Raw genomic sequence first — 18,350 nt, 5'->3', positions numbered from 1 at the left:
TGGCCGACGCAAATCTTTTTTCCAATTGGTCCCGGAATCTGCCTGCGTCGCTTTTTTGCAAGATTTCTGCCAGAATCCGGATCAGTCGAGCGTGCTACGCCATCGATTCGCTCTGGCCTGCCACCGCTCGCGGGGATTACTCTCACTTTAAGATTTGAACACGCTTATGGATGACAGCAACGATCTCTTTTCCGCAGTCTCGACGATCGCCGCAGCCCCGGAAGTCGCCAAGAAGGCAGATGCCCCAAAGAAGCCGGAAGTCGCAGCCGCCCCTCGCCCGGCGCCGCCGACGCAATCGTCATCCGACGGCTATGATGCCTCGGCGATCCGGGTGCTCGAAGGCCTCGAACCCGTCCGCATGCGTCCCGGCATGTATATCGGTGGTACTGACGAAAAGGCGCTTCACCATCTGTTTGCCGAAGTCATCGACAATTCGATGGACGAAGCTGTCGCCGGCCATGCCAATTTCATCGAGGTCCATCTCGACGTCGAGGGCTACCTGACCGTCAGCGACAACGGCCGCGGCATACCGGTAGAAAACCATCCGCAGGTGCCGGGCAAGTCGACACTCGAAGTGATCATGACCAAGCTGCATGCGGGCGGCAAGTTCGATGGCAAGGCCTACGAGACCTCAGGCGGTCTGCACGGGGTCGGCGTCTCCGTGGTCAATGCGCTTTCGGACGACATGGAAGTCGAAGTTGCCCGCAACAAGAAGCTCTATCGCCAGCGCTTTTCACGCGGCATTCCGCAGGGCGGTCTCGAGGAACTCGGCGATATCCACAATCGTCGCGGCACGCGCGTGCGCTTCCATCCCGATCCGCAGATCTTTGGCGATCACGCCAAGTTCGATCCGGCGCGTGTTTTCCGCATGGCCCGCTCCAAGGCCTACCTATTCGGTGGCGTCGAGATCCGCTGGAGCTGCGATGCCGGGATGCTGCCGGAAGGTTCCGATATTCCCGACAAGGCAGTCTTCCATTTTCCGGGCGGCCTGAAAGACTATCTGCAGGCGACGATGGGCAAGGAGTTCACCGTCACCCGCGAGATCTTCGCCGGCAAGTCGGAGAAGGCCAGCGGCCACGGCTCTCTGGAATGGGCTATCAGCTGGTACGGCGGCGATCCGCAGGTACATTCCTATTGCAACACCATTCCGACCGCCGAAGGCGGCACCCATGAGGCCGGCCTTCGCATTGCGCTGCTGAAGGGGCTCAAGAACTATGCGGAGTTGACGCAGAACAAGCGCGCTGCCGCGATCACCACCGACGACGTGATGATTTCAGCCGTCGGCATGCTGTCGGTGTTCATTCGCGAGCCCGAATTCGTCGGCCAGACCAAGGATCGGCTGGCCAGTGCCGAAGCCCAGCGCATTGTCGAAAATGCCTTGCGCGACCCCTTCGACCACTATCTCGCCGACAATCCGGCCGAATCCGAAAAGCTGCTCGACTGGGTGATCGAACGCGCCGAAGAGCGGCTGCGTCGCCGCAAGGAAAAAGAGGTCAACCGCAAGACCGCGGTCCGCAAGCTGCGCCTGCCGGGCAAGCTGTCCGACTGCTCGCAGAATACGGCTGCCGGTGCCGAACTCTTCATCGTCGAAGGCGATTCGGCCGGCGGTTCGGCAAAGCAGGCCCGCAACCGCTCCAACCAGGCGATTCTTCCGTTGCGCGGCAAGATCCTGAACGTCGGCAGCGCCACCCGCGAAAAGCTCTCGGCCAACCAGCAGATCTCCGACCTGATCCAGGCCCTCGGCTGCGCAACGCGTGCGAAATATCGCGACGAGGATCTGCGCTACGAGCGCATCATCATCATGACCGACGCCGATGTCGATGGCGCCCACATTGCGTCGCTGCTGATCACCTTCTTCTACCAGGAAATGCCGGACCTGATCCGGGGCGGCCATCTGTTCCTTGCCGTACCGCCGCTCTACCGGCTGACCCAGGGTGCAAAAACCCTTTATGCCCGCGACGACGCGCATCGTGCCGAGATCATGAACACGGTGTTCAAGGGCAAGAAGGTCGAAATCGGACGCTTCAAGGGCCTCGGGGAGATGATGCCGGCACAGCTCAAGGAAACGACGATGGACCCTGCGCGGCGGACGCTGCTGAAGGTGGCGATCGACGATGTCGACTTCGAGGGGACCCGGGATGCGGTGGATGCCTTGATGGGCACCAAGCCAGATGCTCGCTTCCGCTTTATCCAGGAGCGCGCAGCCTTTGCGGAAAATCTCGATATCTAGGGTCGATATCGGGGAGCGACGCGAGGTAGACTTTTTCTCCTCCACAACCACTTGCGGTCGCATCGCTGTCACGGCGGTGTAATATAGGCCATTGCGGGCCTTACCCTTGAATCAGCCTGGTTCATGCCCCATAACCAATTGAACTGAAATGAAGACAGAAGTCCGGGTGGGTATGTTCGAACGTCAAAAGCCGGGGGAACCGAGCTGGCTGGGACCAGCGACACAGGCACGGATGGCGCTGATCCCGTCGATCTCGGCCGCGCGCTGGTTGCTGCTGCTTATCGCGCTGGCCGCTATCTACTTCTTTTACGGCTTCATCGTTCCGGTGCTGGCAGCACTCGTCATCGGCTTTGCGACCTGGCCGATCTATCGCGATATCCTGCGCCGCACCGGCAATCGCCGCACGATCGCTGCCTCCATCGCCATAATTCTGATCATCGCCTTCCTCGTGCTTCCGATCGTCTTCGCTGTGATCTACACCTCGGGCGAGGTGAAGGAATGGTTCACCTGGGCGCTGCACGTCAATCGCTTCGGCGCTCCGACGCCGCTGTGGATCATGGACCTGCCGATCGCCGGGCCGTGGCTTAATGAGCAATGGACGCATTATGTCGGCGTTCCCGGTGCCATCGGCGAAATGGCGCAGGTTGTCAGCGGCGCCAACATCGGCAACATCTACCGCGCGGTCCTTGCGGCAGGCGGTGGCGCATTCCACGTGATCCTGACGTTGCTGTTCATGATGATCGCGCTGTTTTTCGTCTATCGTGACGGGATCGGTTTCGTGCGGCAGCTGGATCTGATCGGCGAGCGCATCTTTCCCAATCGCTGGGCGCGGATCTCGCGGGTCGTGCCGATCACCATCAGTTCGACGGTCATGGGCATGACGGTCATCGCCATCGGTGAAGGCATCGTCCTCGGCGTCGCCTACTGGATCGCCGGCGTCCCCTCGCCCGTGACGCTCGGCGTGCTCACCGGCGTGATGGCGCTCATTCCCGGCGGCGCGCCCCTGTCGTTCACGCTGGTCTCCCTCTATCTGCTCGGCAGCGGTGCCCAGGTCGCCGGCGTCGCGCTGCTCGTCTGGGGCACGGTCGAGCTTTTCATCGTCGACAAGACGCTGCGACCGAGACTGGTCGGCGGCCCCATCAAGCTGCCGTTCCTGCCGACGTTTTTCGGCCTCGTCGGCGGCGTCAAGACGATGGGCTTTCTCGGGCTGTTTATCGGTCCGGTGCTGATGGCGATCATCGTTGCGATCTGGCGCGAATGGATCCGCGAAGTCGAGCTTGCGGAGGATGAGCAGGAATACAACGACGCCGAACAGCCGCTACGCATTCACCGCGACGTTCCCAAGGCCGATCTGGATGCCAGCGCTGTCCGCTAGTCGTAACCGGTCATTTCGAGATAACCGCGGCCCTTTTGCGTTCCCTGGAAGCTGATCGGCCCTTCCCAGTATGGAAAGCGCGTTGCCATCCAGGCCTGCGCATTCAGCGGGCTGGTCGTGACACTGAAATTGCGGACCGGGATATCCAGGCGCCATTCGATCGGCACGGTGTGGCCTGAGACGTTCGTTGTCTTGAGCGGCGTCATGGTCAGGGCGCCTTTGGGTAACGGCGTCGGCTTGCCATCGGCGGCAATCCAGGTGGCCGAGGTGAAACCCGCGCCGCTGTCGCGCAGCCTGAAACCCATCAGCTTTTCACCGTTTTCGAGATGCAGCGAAAACCAGTCCCAGCCCTTCTGGTCGGCCGAAAGCGGCTGCGACGACCACTCCCGATCGAGCCACGCATCCCCGGTCACGGCGACATCGCCACCCGGCAGTTTCAGCGTGCCCTTTGCCGCGTAGAACGGCTGCGAATAGTATTCGCTTGCCTGACCGCCGGCCGATTTCACGGAATAGCCGCCATCGCCCTGCGCAACGATGGGCCCCTTCGCGTCGAGAGTGAGATCGTAGCGAAAGCTTGCACCGGTGGCGGTGAGATCGATGTGGGACAGCGCGTCGCCACCTGCCGGTTTATCCGGACGCGTCTTCATCTGCCAGTCGTCGATCCACGCCGCAAAAGGCGTCGCCGTGACCCCGGCAGCGCCTGAACCATCGCGCGAAAACTTTTCGGCGACGAAATGCTGCGTCGGCGTGGTCACGGCGGCGTTGCCCATCCAGATCTGCGGACTGGACCAGTTCGCCTTCGCGCCGGGCGACAGCGCCGAACGGAACAGCGTCCACTGCACCCCGTAGTCCTTTCCATCCGCCCCCTTGAGATCCGCGGTCAGGTACCACCACTCGATGCGGTAGTCCGGATGCGGGCCATGGTCTGCCGGAAAGCTGAAGGGCACACCTGGCTTGGGGACGGCGAAGCCATCGGCACTGGTGCCGAGACCGGCGAACCCCTGGGCGTTGACCATCCCGCCTTGAGAACCGACGGCGAGTGCGATGCAAAACAGCGATGCTCTAACGCTCATTGGCGAAAACCTTCAGCAGATCGGACGGCGACAGCGTCGCCAGTCGGCGGAGTGGGATGAGCGCTGCCAGCAACGCTGCAACCAGCGCAAACCCGGCCAGCCGCAGCCAGTCCGAAGGAAAAAGGTGCATCGGCAGGCGCCAGCCGAATGCCTCGACGTTGACGATGGCAAGCAACACCCAGGCGAGACCGATGCCGACCGGCAGCGCCGCAACGAGGGTGAGGACCGCCAGCACCATGGTGCGCGCCACTTCGAGCGCCACCAGATGCCGACGCGTCAGCCCCATCGCCCAGACCGGGGCAATCTGCGACAGCCGCATGCCTGACAGGGTCATGAGACTGGCAAACATCGCCAGTCCGGCGACGCCCAGTGTCAGCACATTGAGGGCGCCGGTGACGGCGAATGTCTTTTCGAAGATCTCCAGCGACTTGGCCTTGATGCTCGCCTGGTCGACGACATTCTGCGACGGCAGGTGAAACTGCGCCTCAAGCGCATCCACAAGCGCCGGGGTCTTGGCCGGATCGAGACGCAGGCCGTAGCGTAGCCGCGAAACGTTGGGGTAGTGGGTCGTCAAGCCATCGATACCGACAATGGCCTGACCGATGGGATTACCATAGTCGGAGTAGACGCCGACGATGGTGGTCTTCCAGTTTCCCGGCAGAACCAGGGGGTCGCCGACCCTGAGTTTCTCGCGGCGCGACATCTGCTCGTTGATCAGCGCGGTATTTCCTGCAGCGATCCGGTCCCAGACGTCGGGGACGGCCTGCAGCATCGGCCAGTTGTCCCGGTATATACGGTCATTAGCGACGCCGAAGACCTGCGCCGGGCGACCGGCGACGGTACCTTCGACATTCCAGATCGGCAGCACGGCATCGACGCGGGGGGCGAGCCATGTGCGCAAGGCCGATGCCTCGCCCTCGTTGCGCGCGGTGACGTAGAGTTCGGCTGCCAGACGCTGATCGAGCCAGCCGATGAAGGTCAGGCGAAAACTCGCGACCATGGTGCCGACGCCGACATTCGCCGACAGGGCCAGCAGCAGCGCCATCAGCGCCAGCGACAGGCCGGGCAGTTGCTGGCGGGTATCGGCCCAGAACCATTGTGTCAGGGGACCGCGTGCCAGGCGCTGCATGATCGCCAGCATCAAGGTCATGACCACAGGCAAAAGCAGTGCCGAGCCCAGCAGCAGCCCGGCCAGAACCGCAAACCCGGCCACCAGACCGGAGCCCCAGAGCGCCAGCGTCAGGCCGACCGCAAAAAAGCCGAGCGCCAGGCCCGATTGGACCTTGAGTGCTGCCTCCGACGCCCTCGCCCACGCACGCGGCTGGGCGGGCGCCAGCAGCGGTAATCTCCAGACCTGCCAGAGGCTCTGTGCCGACGACACCAGCGTGCCGAGGACGGCAATGGCCATACCCGTTGCCCACCACTCCGGCCGCAACGTCAGCGTGCCCGGCACGGCGGCGCCATAGAGCCCCTGCAATGTGGCCGCCACGTCAGGCAGCAGGGCCGATGCGACGAAATAGCCAAGCACCACGCCGCCAAGGCCGGCAACGAGCGCGAGGATGAGCAATTCGGCCAGCAACAGGGCGATCAAGGCCCGGGCCGACAGGCCCAGAGACCGGAGCGTCCGGAATGTCTGGCGACGCTGCTCGAAGGCAAGACCGATGGCCGAATAGACGATGAACAGCCCGACGGCGAAGGCCAGCAGCCCGAAAGCAGTCAGGTTGAGATGGAAGCTGTCAGTCAGCCGGACGAGGTCGCCCTGCGGGTCCGGCGCGTGAACGACGAGACCTGGTGCGATCGACGACAGCGGTGCGAGACCGGCTGGCTGGTGGGGGTCGAGGATCAGGCGGCTGATCTGTCCGTGTTTATCCAGAAGGGATTGGGCGATGCCGATGTCGACAAGCGCCGTTCCCGGCGGCAGGCCACTAGCCGTCTCCAGCGGCGGCGCCGGCTGGCCGGCCAGTTGCGTGGCAGTTGCCGGCGCGACATACATGCGGCCCGGCGGCGTGATGAAGCTCAGGAGGTCATTGCCTGCGCTGACGTTCACCTGTTGCGCCTCTGCGGGAAGGCTGACCGGATCGAGGCCTATGACGTGTATCCTGACGGTGCCGAACCTTATGTCGCCTTCGATGACGGGAGACACCAGCCAGCCGGCACGCCGGAGAGCGACGAAATCGGACTGCGGCATCAGTTCGCCATCGGCGGAGACAATCTGCTGCAACCGGTCCTGGCCGAGCATGGCTGCCGCGCGGTCGTAGCTGGCACGGGCTTCGGCGTTGATCGCTTGCACGCCTGACCACAAAGCCGTGGCCAGGGACAGGCCGAGCAGCAGCATGGCCAGTTGCATCGGTCGGCGGCGCCAGTGGGACAGCAGCGCGGAGAGGCTGACTGCCAGCATCAGGCGATCCGCCTCGAGCGCAGATGGATGCGTGCATCGAGGCGTTCGGCGAGGCGCAGCGAATGCGTGACCATCAGCAACGCGGCTCCCGTCTCGGCCACCAGCGACAGCATAAGGTCGAGCACCGCGTCGCCAGTCGCCTCGTCGAGATTACCGGTCGGCTCGTCGGCCAGCACCAGCTTTGGTCGTGCCGCCAACGTGCGACCTATGGCAACACGCTGCTGCTGGCCGCCGGAGAGTTGCTCCGGGTAGCGTTTCAGCAAGCCCGCCAGCCCCAGCCTCTCCGTCAGCTCTTTCTGCCAGCCGGTGTCGTGCCGTCCGGCAAGACGGGCGTGGAAGGCAAGATTGGCTTCGACGTCGAGCGAGGGAATGAGATTGAACTGCTGGAACACGAGACCGACCACGCTGCGGCGCAGCGCGGCGCGGCCGACATCGCGCAGATGCGTCACATCGTTGCCGGCGATAGCAATGCTACCGGCATCGATGCTGTCGAGACCGGCTGCGAGATGCAGCAAAGTGCTCTTGCCGCTGCCCGATTCGCCCGTGAGTGCCAGGCTCCGGCCAGCGTCCAGACCGAGATCTATGGAATGCAACACTTCCAGTGGTCCCTCGACCGTCTGGTAGGACTTGCTCACACCTTGCATTGCGAGAACCATTGTATTCCTTATAAGGTCCACGGAGCGGCTGACCTCGTGCTTCGCGGTGGCCCGGGTCCATAAGACTGGCTAATTTGACCCCGTATATGCAGTATAGGCGATTCGATGGCGATCCTGTTCAAGACCGCGTTAAGTGAAGACAAGGCGTTGGAAAAAGTCGAGGCCACGATCCTCGACGGCAGCGGCCGGGATGGCTACCTGAACGTCATGACCGAGGATATGGAACGGGCAGCAGCTTCGGAAAGAGGTCGGCATACCGGCGAATTCCGCGACCAAGTGGACGTCGCGCTTGCGGAAGCCAAACAAACCGCTCCTTTCTGGCTCGTCTATCGCCGCACCGAGAACGACCCGGTAACAGCCAACGAGATCCGCAATGCCGCCATCCGCTTGACGCGGGGCTACAGCGGCACGATCGTCATCGCCCTTAGCCTGCTCGGCCACAATCATGACGATGGCGATCTTGAGCTGGTCTTCATCTGTTTCCGCGAGGATTTTCACCGGCGTAATTTCCGCGTCCGCTACGAGAACAAATACGTCCCCGACTGACTTCCGGATCTGAGCGCTGCCCACGCTTTGTTAGTGAAGCTTTTGCTTGGCCCATAATTTGTCGCTGGTGCTGCTTCAGAACCAACCCGTCCAGGCCTGACCTTGACAGGCGGAGGCATGCCGATCAAGCCAGACCCTGCTATTTGGGAGGCTTCTCGTGAAAACACTCGTATCGCTGTCTGCATTCGTCGGCAGGACGTTTGCCCTCTGGGTCATCCTGTTTGCGGTCCTTGGATTTCTGTTTCCAAACACGTTCAAGCTGATTGCGCCCTACATCGTCATCCTGCTCGGCATCATCATGTTCGGCATGGGCCTGACGCTTTCGCTCGATGACTTCCAGGCGCTCGTCAGGCGTCCGCTGGAGGTCGCAATCGGTGTCCTCGCGCACTTCATCATCATGCCGGCACTTGCAGTTCTGCTGACACGCATCATCCCGATGCCGCCGGAGGTCGCAGCAGGCGTGATCCTCGTCGGCTGCTGCCCGGGCGGCACGTCCAGCAATGTCATGACCTATCTTGCGAAAGGCGATGTCGCCCTCAGCGTCGCCTGCACAAGCGTGACAACGCTGGCCGCACCGATTGTCACGCCGTTCCTGGTCTGGATGTTTGCCAGCCAATACCTGCCGGTCGATCCCGTCGCGATGTTTCTTAGCATCGTCCAGGTCATATTGCTGCCGCTGGCATTGGGACTGCTGTTCCAGAAGTTTGTCCCGTCGCTCGTACGGGCGGCCATTCCGGTGCTGCCGCTGGTCAGCGTCGTCGGCATCGTCCTGATCGTCAGTGCCGTCGTTGGCGCCAGCAAGGGCGCAATTGCGCAATCCGGGCTGCTGATCTTTGCCGTCGTCGTCCTCCACAACGGGCTCGGCTATCTTTTCGGCTTCTTCGCGGCCAAGGCGTTCGGACTTTCGCTGCCGAAACGCAAGGCATTGGCCATCGAGGTCGGCATGCAGAACAGCGGATTGGGTGCAGCACTTGCCAATGCGTATTTTTCGCCGATCGCCGCAGTTCCGAGCGCGATCTTCAGCGTGTGGCACAATATTTCCGGAGCATTGATTGCCAATTACTTCTCACGGCAAACAGAACAGGAAAAACCAGATATTGCTCCAGTTTTCTGAAGAACTTTTGGAAAATGTTTTTTTCCAAACTATATAAGGTTAATAAATCCTACCAAAAATGGGCTGCGCTGGAAGTATAGGCTCGGTTCTTCATGACCCGTGAGATGCTATGATACCCCGCCGCGAGAGGGCGGTTACCATTTTTGTAGGGGTTCATCATGAGTTATAAAGCTGCACTTGGCATGTCGATCGCACTTCTGCTTTCGGTTCAGGCAAGCACTGCATTCGCGTTCGGCGCTTTCGCCGTCAACGACAGCAAGGGTACATCGGCGAGCGACGTCGGCTATGGCACGGGCTGGGGCTCGACCCGCAAGGAAGCCGAGCGGGATGCGATGAAGTCCTGCAAGGAAGCCGGCAACGACAGCTGTGAAATTGCCGTCTGGTTCGAGACGTGCGGCGCCTATGTCGGCGACAAGGTCAACTACGGCATAGGCTACGGCGACACCAAGCGCGAAGCCGAAAAGAAGGCGCTGCAAGATTGCCCGAATTGCCGAGTTATCGTTTCGGACTGCCAGAACTAAGGCGCCCAAGCCTGAAACGTCACTGAAGAGTGACGGCCTGCATTCGCGTCAGCCGTCACTCTCACTACTATCAATATGTTAAAGTACAGCACCATCGCTTGTTTGTACTTTGCTCGAACGAGCTAAATAAGCGACGACGTATGTTCCCTTTTAAAATTCGCTGAACGCGCTATTCTATGGGCTTCCGCTACAGGAGGTCCTTGCATGCGCACGCTGCCTTACGCTTTCCTAGCCTTCCTTTTCTGCTTGGGTCTTACGCCTGCTGCGGCGGCGGATGCTGCGCTGGCGGCCCAGCAGGTCATCGAGAAGCAGATACAGGCCTTTCTTCACGACGATGCGGACGCGGCCTACTCTTTTGCAGCGCCGGGCATTGCCGCTAAATTTCCGGACAAGGACGCCTTCTTCGCGATGGTGAAGAAGAGCTACCAGCCGGTCTATCATCCCGGAAACTATGCCTTCGGTCGCAGCAAATCGGAAAGCGACGATGCCGTTCTCTACCAGGAAGTGCTGATCACCGGCCGCGACGGTCAGGACTGGTCGGCGATCTACCAGCTGGCTCGTCAGCCTGACGGCGGCTACAAGATCAACGGCGTGCAGATCGTGCCGAACACGACGAGCAAGGGCATCTAATACTCAGATCCGCTCGAGGTCGCCCTTTGCCCAGTTCTCCTGCGTTTCCGCCATGAAATCGGCAAAGCGGCCCTCCTCGATCGACTGCCGGATGCCCTGCATCAGTTCCTGGTAGTAGGCGAGATTGTGCCATGACAGCAGCATGCCGCCCAACGCTTCGCCGGTGCGCGTCAGGTGGTGAAGGTAGGCGCGGGAATAGTCGCGCGATGCCGGGCAATTCGATTGTTCGTCGAGCGGGCGCATATCTTCCGCATGGCGTGCGTTGCGCAGGTTCACCTTGCCGCGCCGGGTAAAGGCGAGGCCGTGGCGACCGGAGCGGGTCGGCATGACGCAGTCGAACATGTCGATGCCGCGTGCCACCGACTTCAGGATATCGTCAGGCGTACCGACACCCATCAGATAGCGTGGCCGGTCCGTCGGCAACACCGGCAAGGTCGTCTCCAGCATCTTGAGCATGACGTCCTGAGGCTCGCCGACGGCGAGGCCGCCGATGGCATAACCCTTCAGGTCCAGCTGGGTCAGCCCTTGCGCCGAGCGGATGCGAAGATCGGGAATGTCACCGCCCTGTACGATGCCGAACATTGCCTTGCCGGGCTGTTCGCCGAACGCCACCCTGCAGCGTTCCGCCCAGCGCAGCGACATTTCCATGGCGCGCTGGATCTCTTTCGGCTCGCACGGCAGCGCCACGCACTCATCGAGCTGCATCTGGATGTCGCTGTCCAGCAGGCCCTGGATCTCGATCGAGCGCTCTGGCGACATGTAATGCGTACTGCCGTCAACGTGGGACTTAAAGGTGACCCCCTGCTCGTCGAGCTTGCGCAGCCCCGACAGCGACATCACCTGGAAGCCGCCGGAATCGGTAAGGATTGGATAAGGCCAGCGGATCAATTCGTGCAGGCCGCCAAGGCGGGCGACGCGCTCCGCGCCCGGACGCAGCATCAGGTGGTAGGTGTTGCCGAGGATGATGTCGGCGCCGCTGTCGCGCACCTGGTCGAGATACATCGCCTTGACGGTGCCGACGGTGCCAACCGGCATGAAGGCCGGTGTGCGTATCGAACCGCGTGGCATCGAGACTTCACCGAGACGGGCGCCTGCATCGGTCTTCTTCAACTGGAACTGAAAGGTCTGGCTCATCTAGTCTTTCCGGAACAGGAGGCTGGCATCGCCATAGGAATAGAAACGGTAGCCGGTGCCGATAGCATGGGCGTAGGCCGCGTGCATCGTTTCGAAGCCGGCGAAAGCAGAAACCAGCATGAACAGCGTCGAGCGCGGCAGGTGAAAATTGGTCATCAGGATATCGACCGCCTTGAAGCGGTAGCCTGGGGTGATAAAAATGCCGGTCGGCCCGGACCACGGATCGATGGTGCCGTCGTCTGCGGCCGCACTCTCGATCAGTCGCAACGATGTCGTACCGACGCAGACGATCCGGCCGCCGCGCGCCTTGACCGCATTCAGCGCTTCAGCCGTCGCTGCGCTGACATGGCCGATCTCCTGATGCATCTTGTGGTCGTCGGTATCATCGGCCTTGACCGGGAGGAACGTTCCGGCGCCGACGTGCAGCGTCACGAAATGCCGCTCGACGCCGATCCGGTCCAGGGCATAGAACAGTTCCGGGGTGAAATGCAGCCCGGCCGTGGGTGCCGCGACGGCTCCTTTTTCCCGGGCATAGATCGTCTGGTAGTCGGTACTGTCGCGCTCGTCCTCGTGACGCTTGGCGGCAATATAGGGAGGAAGCGGGATGTGGCCGACGGCCGCTATCGCTGCATCCAGCTCTGGACCGGAGAAATCGAAATGCAGGGTGATTTCACCGCCCTCGCCTTTCTCGCCGACAGTTGCCTCAAGGGCGATCTCGGCGGTTTCGCTGCCGAACTGGATGCGGTCACCGGTCTTGATGCGCTTGCCCGGTTTGGCAAAGGCTTTCCAGCTGCCGGGCGACATCCGCATGTGGAGCGTGGCGGAAACCTGCTGGCTGGTCGCGCCGTCGCGGTGACGAATGCCCTCGAGCTGGGCCGGAATGACCCGGGTGTCGTTGAACACCACAGCGTCTCCAGCCCGCAGGAACGAAGGCAGGTCACGGACGAGATGGTCGGACAATTCGGGTGTTGCGTGGGGATCGACAATCAGCAGCCGGGCGCTGTCACGCGGCTCGGCGGGACGCAGCGCAATGCGCTCATCCGGGAGGTCGAAATCGAATAGGTCTACGCGCATGGGCAATTCCAGACAAAGTGAAACCCGCCCCCGCGCCGGGAGCGCGAAGGGCGGGCTTCAGGAGTAATCACGATCAGACGTCGGCGGCAACCCGCATGGTGACGATCGAATCCGGATCCTTGACGGGCTCGCCCTTCTTGATCTTGTCGACGTTATCCATGCCTTCGATGACCTGACCCCAGACCGAGTACTGCTTGTTGAGCCACGGTGAATCGGCAAGGCAGATGAAGAACTGCGAATTGGCCGAGTTCGGAGCCTGTGAGCGGGCCATCGAGCAGATGCCCCGGGTGTGGTTGGTCGCAGAGAATTCAGCCTTCAGGTCTGGCTTGGACGAGCCGCCCATGCCGGCGCGGGCCGGGTTGAAGTCTGCGCCGCCGGTCTTGCCGAACTTGACGTCGCCGGTCTGGGCCATGAAGTCGTTGATGACGCGGTGGAAGACCACGCCGTCATAGGCCTTTTCGCGGGCCAGTTCCTTGATGCGCGCAACGTGCTCTGGTGCCACTTCCGGCAGCAGCTGGATGACGACTTTGCCCTTGGTGGTTTCCAGGATGATGGTGTTTTCCGGATCTTTGATCTCAGCCATTGTGTTTTCCTCTTTTGAACTTCTTACTTCTTGCCCAGGGTGACCTTGATCATCCGGTCAGGGTCGGTAACGGAACCACTGTCGCCCTCGCCCTTCTTGATCTTGTCGACGAATTCCATGCCGGACACGACTTTGCCGACGACCGTGTACTGGCCGTTGAGGAAAGGTCCGTCCTTGAACATGATAAAGAACTGCGAGTTTGCCGAATTGGGATCCTGCGAGCGGGCCATGCCGACGGTGCCGCGCACGAAAGGCGTCTTGGAAAACTCGGCCTTGATGTCGGGCATGTCGGAGCCGCCCATGCCGGCCTGCTGGGCATTATAGCCCTTGGCCATGTTGCCGAACTTGACGTCGCCGGTCTGGGCCATGAAGCCGTCGATGACGCGGTGGAAGGCGACGTTGTCATAGGCACCCTTGGCGACCAGCGCCTTGATCTGGGCGACGTGCTTCGGGGCGATTTCCGGCATGAGCTGGATGACGACCGGGCCGTCCTTCAGCTGGATCGTGATGTCGTTATCGTCGGCAGCGGAAGCAGCGCCTGTCAGGGATGCCAGGTACATAAGTCCGGCGAAAGCGATGTGGATGAACTTCATGGAATGCTCCGTTGGGAAAATCGTTAGGGCCTAGCGTTTCGCCTTGGCCTTCAGGGCGACAAGAACCGGTGCGGGCACGAACGCGCTGACATCGCCGCCCATGGCTGCAATCTGGCGAACCAATGTGGCCGTTATCGGCCGGAAGGCGGTGCCGGCCGGCAGAAAGATGGTCTGCAGCTCGGGCGCCATCTGGCGGTTCATGCCGGCCATCTGCATTTCGTAATCGAGATCGGTACCATCGCGCAGGCCGCGCACCAGCAGCGATGCACCATGACTGCGAGCGGCGTCGATCACCAGATTGTCGAACGAGACCACCGAAATGGCGTCAGTCTTGCCGGGAAGAGCGGCGGCCAGCGACTGCCGGACCAGTTCGGCGCGCTCCTCGAAGGAGAACATCGGTGTCTTTCCCGGGTGCACCCCGATCGCGACGATAACAGTCGACGCGACGTTCAACGCCTGGGCGAGAACGTCGAGATGTCCGTTTGTCATCGGATCGAAGGATCCGGGATAGAAAGCTATCGTCATTCTCTACCGGCCGGTTGTTTCGCTGGCCTTTTGTCATGGATGGGGCGCTATCGCAAGTCATTTGCGGCACGGCAACCGGCGGCTGAATGGAAGATGAATGCGGCGTTCAAGGCCGTTTCAGGCAGGCCGTGATTAAAAGGGCCATACCGTCGAAAGCAACGAGGACGGTGAGTTCAACGCTCCGTTTCGAGGCTGACGATCATGCTGATCCTTCTCGCTACCGCCACCATCATCGGCTCGCTGATCGTCGAGATGCTCGTTCGCCGGTTCAACTCGACCTACGAAATCGAATGGCCGACGGCCACTCCAGTCCCCGAAAATGCACTCGCTTTGGACGTCGTGGCGACACTTCGGCGGGCGGCCGCAAACATGAACGGTAAATGAACGACCTATTCAAAGTTGCTTCAGCGAACCTTCGTTAAATAGTTGTCAACATCCGGCGGAACCAATTTCCAAAGGACACGTTATCAGATCGGAACACAGACATGAACACAGTAACACGAAGGAAAAAAGCCATGCCGGACAAAGTCATCCTCATCAACGTCGTCTGGATGACAGTCATTACCGGCATGCTGGCTTTCACAGTTGCTCTCTACGGTCAGAAGACCGATCAGTCTCCTGTCTATGGTCCATATGCATCGGCTCACTCCTACGTGGCGAGCCAATATTAAGGATCTGATCGCACGGAGTTGCGAAGAAGGAAAACAACCATGTTCACGATTTTGACATTGCTCACTGCCGTTATCAGCGTCATGTTCGTCGTGTCCGTGGCGTCAACCGTTTCGGCACTGCGTCGCGAAAGCGAAGAGATGAAGCAGATCACCAAGCAGCACAAGGCGTTCTGAACGCCTGCTGCATCTGGAAGTCTGCAGTAGATTTCTCACACGCTCTCATCATCAATAATTATCAAACAATGAAGCCGAACGATCCTCCCATCGTTCGGCTTCATTGTTTTATTACCCTTCCTCAACGAAAAACCGGGCGCAAAAGCTGCGCCCGGTTTTTTGGTATCGGTGGCATATCTTGTCGGCTGCTATTCGGGACTGCCTTCATCCGGCGAACCGGCTGGCGGCGTCTCGCTGTCTGAAGTTTCAGCATCGAGAGGCGCTACGGTGCCATCTTCCGCGACATCGACGATTTCCTCATCGTCTTCCGGCTCGTTGATGCGCTCGACCGACACGACCTTCTCGTTCTTGGCGGTGGAGAAGATCGTCACGCCCTTGGTAGCGCGGCTGGCGAAGCGGATGCCGCCGACGGGAACTCGGATGAGCTGGCCGCCGTCGGAGACAAGCATGATCTGATCGCCGTCATCGACAGGGAAGGCCGCAACAAGTTCGCCGATCTCGCCGGTCTTTGACGTGTCGGTGGCACGGATGCCCTTGCCGCCTCTGCCAGATATGCGGAAATCGTAGGAAGACGAGCGTTTTCCGAAGCCCTTTTCGGAAACCGTCAGCACGAACTGTTCGCGCGCCTTCAGTTCCTCGTAGCGCTCGTCGCTCAACTGGCCTTCCTCCACGACTTCCTCGCCGACAAGTGCGATATCTTCGGCTTCGCCCGTTGTCAGGCGCCGCTCATTGGCGGCCCGTTTCAGATAGGCAGCCCGCTCCCACGGCTCGGCGTCGACATGGCTGACGATCGTCATCGAGATGATGCGGTCGCCTTCGGCCATGGTGATGCCGCGGACGCCGATGGAGTTGCGGCCTGCAAAGACGCGGACGTCGGATACGGAGAAGCGTATGCACTGGCCAAGCGCCGTGGTCATCAGAACGTCCTGATGTTCCGAGCAGGTCTCGACGGACAGGATTTCATCGCCGTCCTCGTCCAGCTTCATGGCGATCTTGCCATTGCGGTTCACCTGGATGAAGTCCGACAGCTTGTTGCGGCGAACCGTACCGCGCGTTGTCGAGAACATGACGTCCAGGTTTTCCCAGCTCGCCTCGTCCTCGGGCAACGGCATGATCGTGGTGATGCGTTCGCCCTTTTCGAGCGGCAGCATGTTGATCAGCGCCTTGCCGCGAGACTGTGGCGTGCCGATGGGGAGACGCCAGACCTTCTCCTTGTAGACGATGCCGCGCGAGGAGAAGAACAGCACCGGCGTGTGGGTGTTGGCAACGAAAAGCCGGTTGACGAAATCCTCGTCGCGGGTGGCCATGCCGGAGCGGCCCTTGCCGCCGCGGCGCTGGGCGCGATAGGTGGTCAGCGGGACGCGCTTGATGTAGCCGAGATGCGAGACGGTTACGACCATGTCCTCACGGGAGATGAGATCCTCGTCATCCATCTCGAGGCCGCCATCGATAATCTCGGTGCGGCGCGGTGTGCCGAATTCGTCGCGCACAGACGTCAGTTCGTCCTTGACGATGGTCTGGACGCGAACGCGGGAAGACAGGATGTCGAGGTAATCCTTGATCTCGTCGCCGATCTTGTTCAGTTCGTCGCCGATTTCATCGCGGCCGAGGGCTGTCAGGCGGGCAAGGCGCAATTCGAGAATGGCGCGGGACTGTTCTTCTGACAGATTGTAGGTCAGGTCTTCATTGATGCGGTGGCGCGGATCGTCGATCAGCCGGATCAGGCTTTCGACATCCGATGCAGGCCAGCGGCGCGTCATCAGCTCTTCGCGGGCAGACTGCGGATCCGGCGCCTGGCGGATTACACGGATGACTTCGTCGATGTTGGCAACTGCAATAGCGAGACCGACCAAGACATGGGCGCGGTCGCGGGCCTTGCGCAGCAGGTACTTCGTACGCCGGCTAACGACTTCCTCGCGGAACGAAACGAAGGCGCGCAGCATGTCGAGCAGCGTCATCTGTTCCGGCTTGCCGCCGTTCAGTGCCACCATGTTGCAGCCGAAGGACGTCTGCAGCGGCGTGTAGCGATAGAGCTGGTTGAGGATGACCTCTGCATTGGCGTCGCGCTTCAGCTCGACGACGACGCGGTAGCCCTGTCGGTCGGATTCGTCGCGCAGGTCGGAGATGCCCTCGATGCGCTTTTCGCGCACCAGTTCGGCCATCTTCTCGATCATCGTCGACTTGTTCACCTGGAAGGGAATTTCGGTGATGATGATCTGTTCGCGATCGCCGCGCATCGGCTCGATGGCTGCAACGCCGCGCATGATGACCGAACCGCGACCGGTCTCATAAGCCGAGCGGATGCCGGCACGACCGAGGATCTTGGCACCGGTCGGGAAATCGGGGCCCGGAATGATCTGCATCAGATCGGCGAGCTCGATGGCCGGGTCGTCGATCAGCGCGATGCAGGCATTGATCACTTCGATCAGATTATGCGGCGGAATATTGGTGGCCATGCCGACGGCGATGCCGCCAGCGCCGTTGACCAGCAGGTTGGGGAATTTTGCGGGCACCACGACCGGCTCGCTGAGCGTGCCATCATAGTTCTCGCGAAAGTCGACCGTATCCTTGTCGAGGTCGTCGAGCAGCGCGTGAGCAGCTTTCTGCAGCCGGCACTCTGTGTAGCGTTCGGCTGCCGGCGGATCACCGTCGACGGAACCGAAATTGCCCTGGCCGTCGATGAGCGGCAACCGAAGCGACCAGTCCTGCGCCATGCGGGCCAGCGCATCGTAAATGGCCGAGTTGCCGTGCGGGTGGAATTTACCCATCACATCCCCGGTCACGCGGGCGCATTTTACGTATTTCTTGTTCCAGTCGATCCCGAGTTCGGACATGCCGAAAAGGATGCGTCTATGAACAGGCTTGAGACCGTCCCTGACATCCGGAAGGGCGCGGCTGACGATAACGCTCATGGCGTAGTCGAGATAGGACCGCTGCATTTCCTCGATGATGGAAATTGGCTCGATACCAGGCGGGAGCTTCCCGCCACCGGGTGTGGATTGCTCAGTCAAAACAGATCACGATCTCTTTAAGAATCACTGTGGAATTTATAG

Annotated in this window: 18 protein-coding genes; 9 read left to right on the top strand and 9 right to left on the bottom strand. The window is 61.0% G+C overall.

The window, feature by feature from the left end; genetic code table 11:
* Nucleotides 1-166: 166 nt before the first annotated feature.
* Together parE and J5289_RS10690 are read left to right on the top strand one after the other, a co-directional pair.
* Nucleotides 167-2,230 (top strand): DNA topoisomerase IV subunit B, encoded by a 2,064-nt coding sequence (gene parE / locus J5289_RS10695; protein WP_142822660.1) that lies wholly within the window; start codon nucleotides 167-169, stop codon nucleotides 2,228-2,230.
* A gap of 166 nt (nucleotides 2,231-2,396) precedes the next feature.
* Nucleotides 2,397-3,605 carry an AI-2E family transporter gene (locus J5289_RS10690; protein WP_202617119.1) on the top strand — a complete coding sequence of 403 codons (1,209 nt, stop codon included), beginning with the start codon at nucleotides 2,397-2,399 and terminating at the stop codon, nucleotides 3,603-3,605.
* Here the strand turns inward: J5289_RS10690 and J5289_RS10685 are convergent.
* The 3 genes from J5289_RS10685 to J5289_RS10675 are packed head-to-tail and all read right to left on the bottom strand — an operon-like array spanning nucleotide 3,602 to nucleotide 7,732.
* On the bottom strand, nucleotides 3,602-4,678 hold the full coding sequence (locus J5289_RS10685; RefSeq protein ID WP_209183721.1) for a lipocalin-like domain-containing protein: 1,077 nt from the start codon (nucleotides 4,676-4,678) through the stop codon (nucleotides 3,602-3,604). The two genes, J5289_RS10690 and J5289_RS10685, sit on opposite strands and share 4 nt — an antisense overlap.
* The gene (locus J5289_RS10680) at nucleotides 4,668-7,076 is read right to left on the bottom strand and encodes an FtsX-like permease family protein (protein ID WP_209183720.1); all 2,409 of its coding nucleotides are present in this window, start codon (nucleotides 7,074-7,076) and stop codon (nucleotides 4,668-4,670) included. Before J5289_RS10680 ends, J5289_RS10685 begins: the two co-directional genes overlap by 11 nt.
* Complete coding sequence (locus J5289_RS10675) at nucleotides 7,076-7,732, bottom strand: ABC transporter ATP-binding protein (protein WP_209206563.1); 657 nt, start codon at nucleotides 7,730-7,732, stop codon at nucleotides 7,076-7,078. The genes J5289_RS10680 and J5289_RS10675 overlap by 1 nt, the downstream gene beginning before the upstream one ends.
* Before the next feature lie 105 nt (nucleotides 7,733-7,837).
* Between J5289_RS10675 and J5289_RS10670 the strand changes: the two genes are divergently transcribed.
* From J5289_RS10670 to J5289_RS10655, 4 genes are all read left to right on the top strand, one after another.
* Nucleotides 7,838-8,278, top strand: a complete 441-nt coding sequence (locus J5289_RS10670; protein ID WP_209187458.1) for a hypothetical protein — start codon at nucleotides 7,838-7,840, stop codon at nucleotides 8,276-8,278.
* 157 nt (nucleotides 8,279-8,435) lie between these two features.
* Nucleotides 8,436-9,392, top strand: a complete 957-nt coding sequence (locus J5289_RS10665; protein ID WP_209183717.1) for a bile acid:sodium symporter family protein — start codon at nucleotides 8,436-8,438, stop codon at nucleotides 9,390-9,392.
* A gap of 158 nt (nucleotides 9,393-9,550) precedes the next feature.
* Nucleotides 9,551-9,913 carry a DUF4189 domain-containing protein gene (locus tag J5289_RS10660; RefSeq protein ID WP_209183716.1) on the top strand — a complete coding sequence of 121 codons (363 nt, stop codon included), beginning with the start codon at nucleotides 9,551-9,553 and terminating at the stop codon, nucleotides 9,911-9,913.
* A gap of 204 nt (nucleotides 9,914-10,117) precedes the next feature.
* Nucleotides 10,118-10,543, top strand: a complete 426-nt coding sequence (locus tag J5289_RS10655) for a DUF4864 domain-containing protein (protein WP_209183715.1) — start codon at nucleotides 10,118-10,120, stop codon at nucleotides 10,541-10,543.
* Nucleotides 10,544-10,546: 3 nt separating this feature from the next.
* On the opposite strand, the gene tgt is transcribed toward J5289_RS10655, so the two are convergent.
* From tgt to coaD, 5 genes are all read right to left on the bottom strand, one after another.
* On the bottom strand, nucleotides 10,547-11,677 hold the full coding sequence (gene tgt, locus J5289_RS10650) for a tRNA guanosine(34) transglycosylase Tgt (RefSeq protein ID WP_142828847.1): 1,131 nt from the start codon (nucleotides 11,675-11,677) through the stop codon (nucleotides 10,547-10,549).
* Nucleotides 11,678-12,751, bottom strand: coding sequence for a tRNA preQ1(34) S-adenosylmethionine ribosyltransferase-isomerase QueA (queA, locus tag J5289_RS10645; protein WP_209183714.1), 1,074 nt, complete (start codon nucleotides 12,749-12,751; stop codon nucleotides 11,678-11,680).
* A 73-nt stretch (nucleotides 12,752-12,824) separates the two neighbouring features.
* Complete coding sequence (locus J5289_RS10640; protein ID WP_209183713.1) at nucleotides 12,825-13,334, bottom strand: peptidylprolyl isomerase; 510 nt, start codon at nucleotides 13,332-13,334, stop codon at nucleotides 12,825-12,827.
* Between the two features lie 23 nt (nucleotides 13,335-13,357).
* Nucleotides 13,358-13,927: a peptidylprolyl isomerase gene (locus tag J5289_RS10635; protein ID WP_209183712.1), complete on the bottom strand. Its 570-nt coding sequence runs from the start codon at nucleotides 13,925-13,927 to the stop codon at nucleotides 13,358-13,360.
* Between the two features lie 30 nt (nucleotides 13,928-13,957).
* A complete protein-coding gene (gene coaD / locus J5289_RS10630; RefSeq protein WP_142822648.1) occupies nucleotides 13,958-14,452 on the bottom strand; it encodes a pantetheine-phosphate adenylyltransferase in 495 nt (164 codons plus the stop codon).
* A 201-nt stretch (nucleotides 14,453-14,653) separates the two neighbouring features.
* Here coaD and J5289_RS10625 point away from each other — a divergent pair, with 201 nt between their 5' ends.
* From J5289_RS10625 to J5289_RS29195, 3 genes are all read left to right on the top strand, one after another.
* A complete protein-coding gene (locus J5289_RS10625; protein WP_142822647.1) occupies nucleotides 14,654-14,836 on the top strand; it encodes a hypothetical protein in 183 nt (60 codons plus the stop codon).
* A gap of 131 nt (nucleotides 14,837-14,967) precedes the next feature.
* Nucleotides 14,968-15,123, top strand: a complete 156-nt coding sequence (locus J5289_RS10620; RefSeq protein ID WP_162854755.1) for a hypothetical protein — start codon at nucleotides 14,968-14,970, stop codon at nucleotides 15,121-15,123.
* 39 nt (nucleotides 15,124-15,162) lie between these two features.
* A complete protein-coding gene (locus tag J5289_RS29195; RefSeq protein WP_257623361.1) occupies nucleotides 15,163-15,297 on the top strand; it encodes a hypothetical protein in 135 nt (44 codons plus the stop codon).
* Between the two features lie 188 nt (nucleotides 15,298-15,485).
* On the opposite strand, the gene gyrA is transcribed toward J5289_RS29195, so the two are convergent.
* Nucleotides 15,486-18,308 carry a DNA gyrase subunit A gene (gyrA, locus tag J5289_RS10615; protein WP_209183711.1) on the bottom strand — a complete coding sequence of 941 codons (2,823 nt, stop codon included), beginning with the start codon at nucleotides 18,306-18,308 and terminating at the stop codon, nucleotides 15,486-15,488.
* Nucleotides 18,309-18,350: the final 42 nt, after the last annotated feature.

Origin of the sequence: Rhizobium sp. B230/85, assembly GCF_019355735.1 — a bacterium.
Lineage (GTDB): Bacteria > Pseudomonadota > Alphaproteobacteria > Rhizobiales > Rhizobiaceae > Rhizobium > Rhizobium rhododendri.
This window is presented reverse-complemented; position numbering and strand designations above follow the sequence as displayed.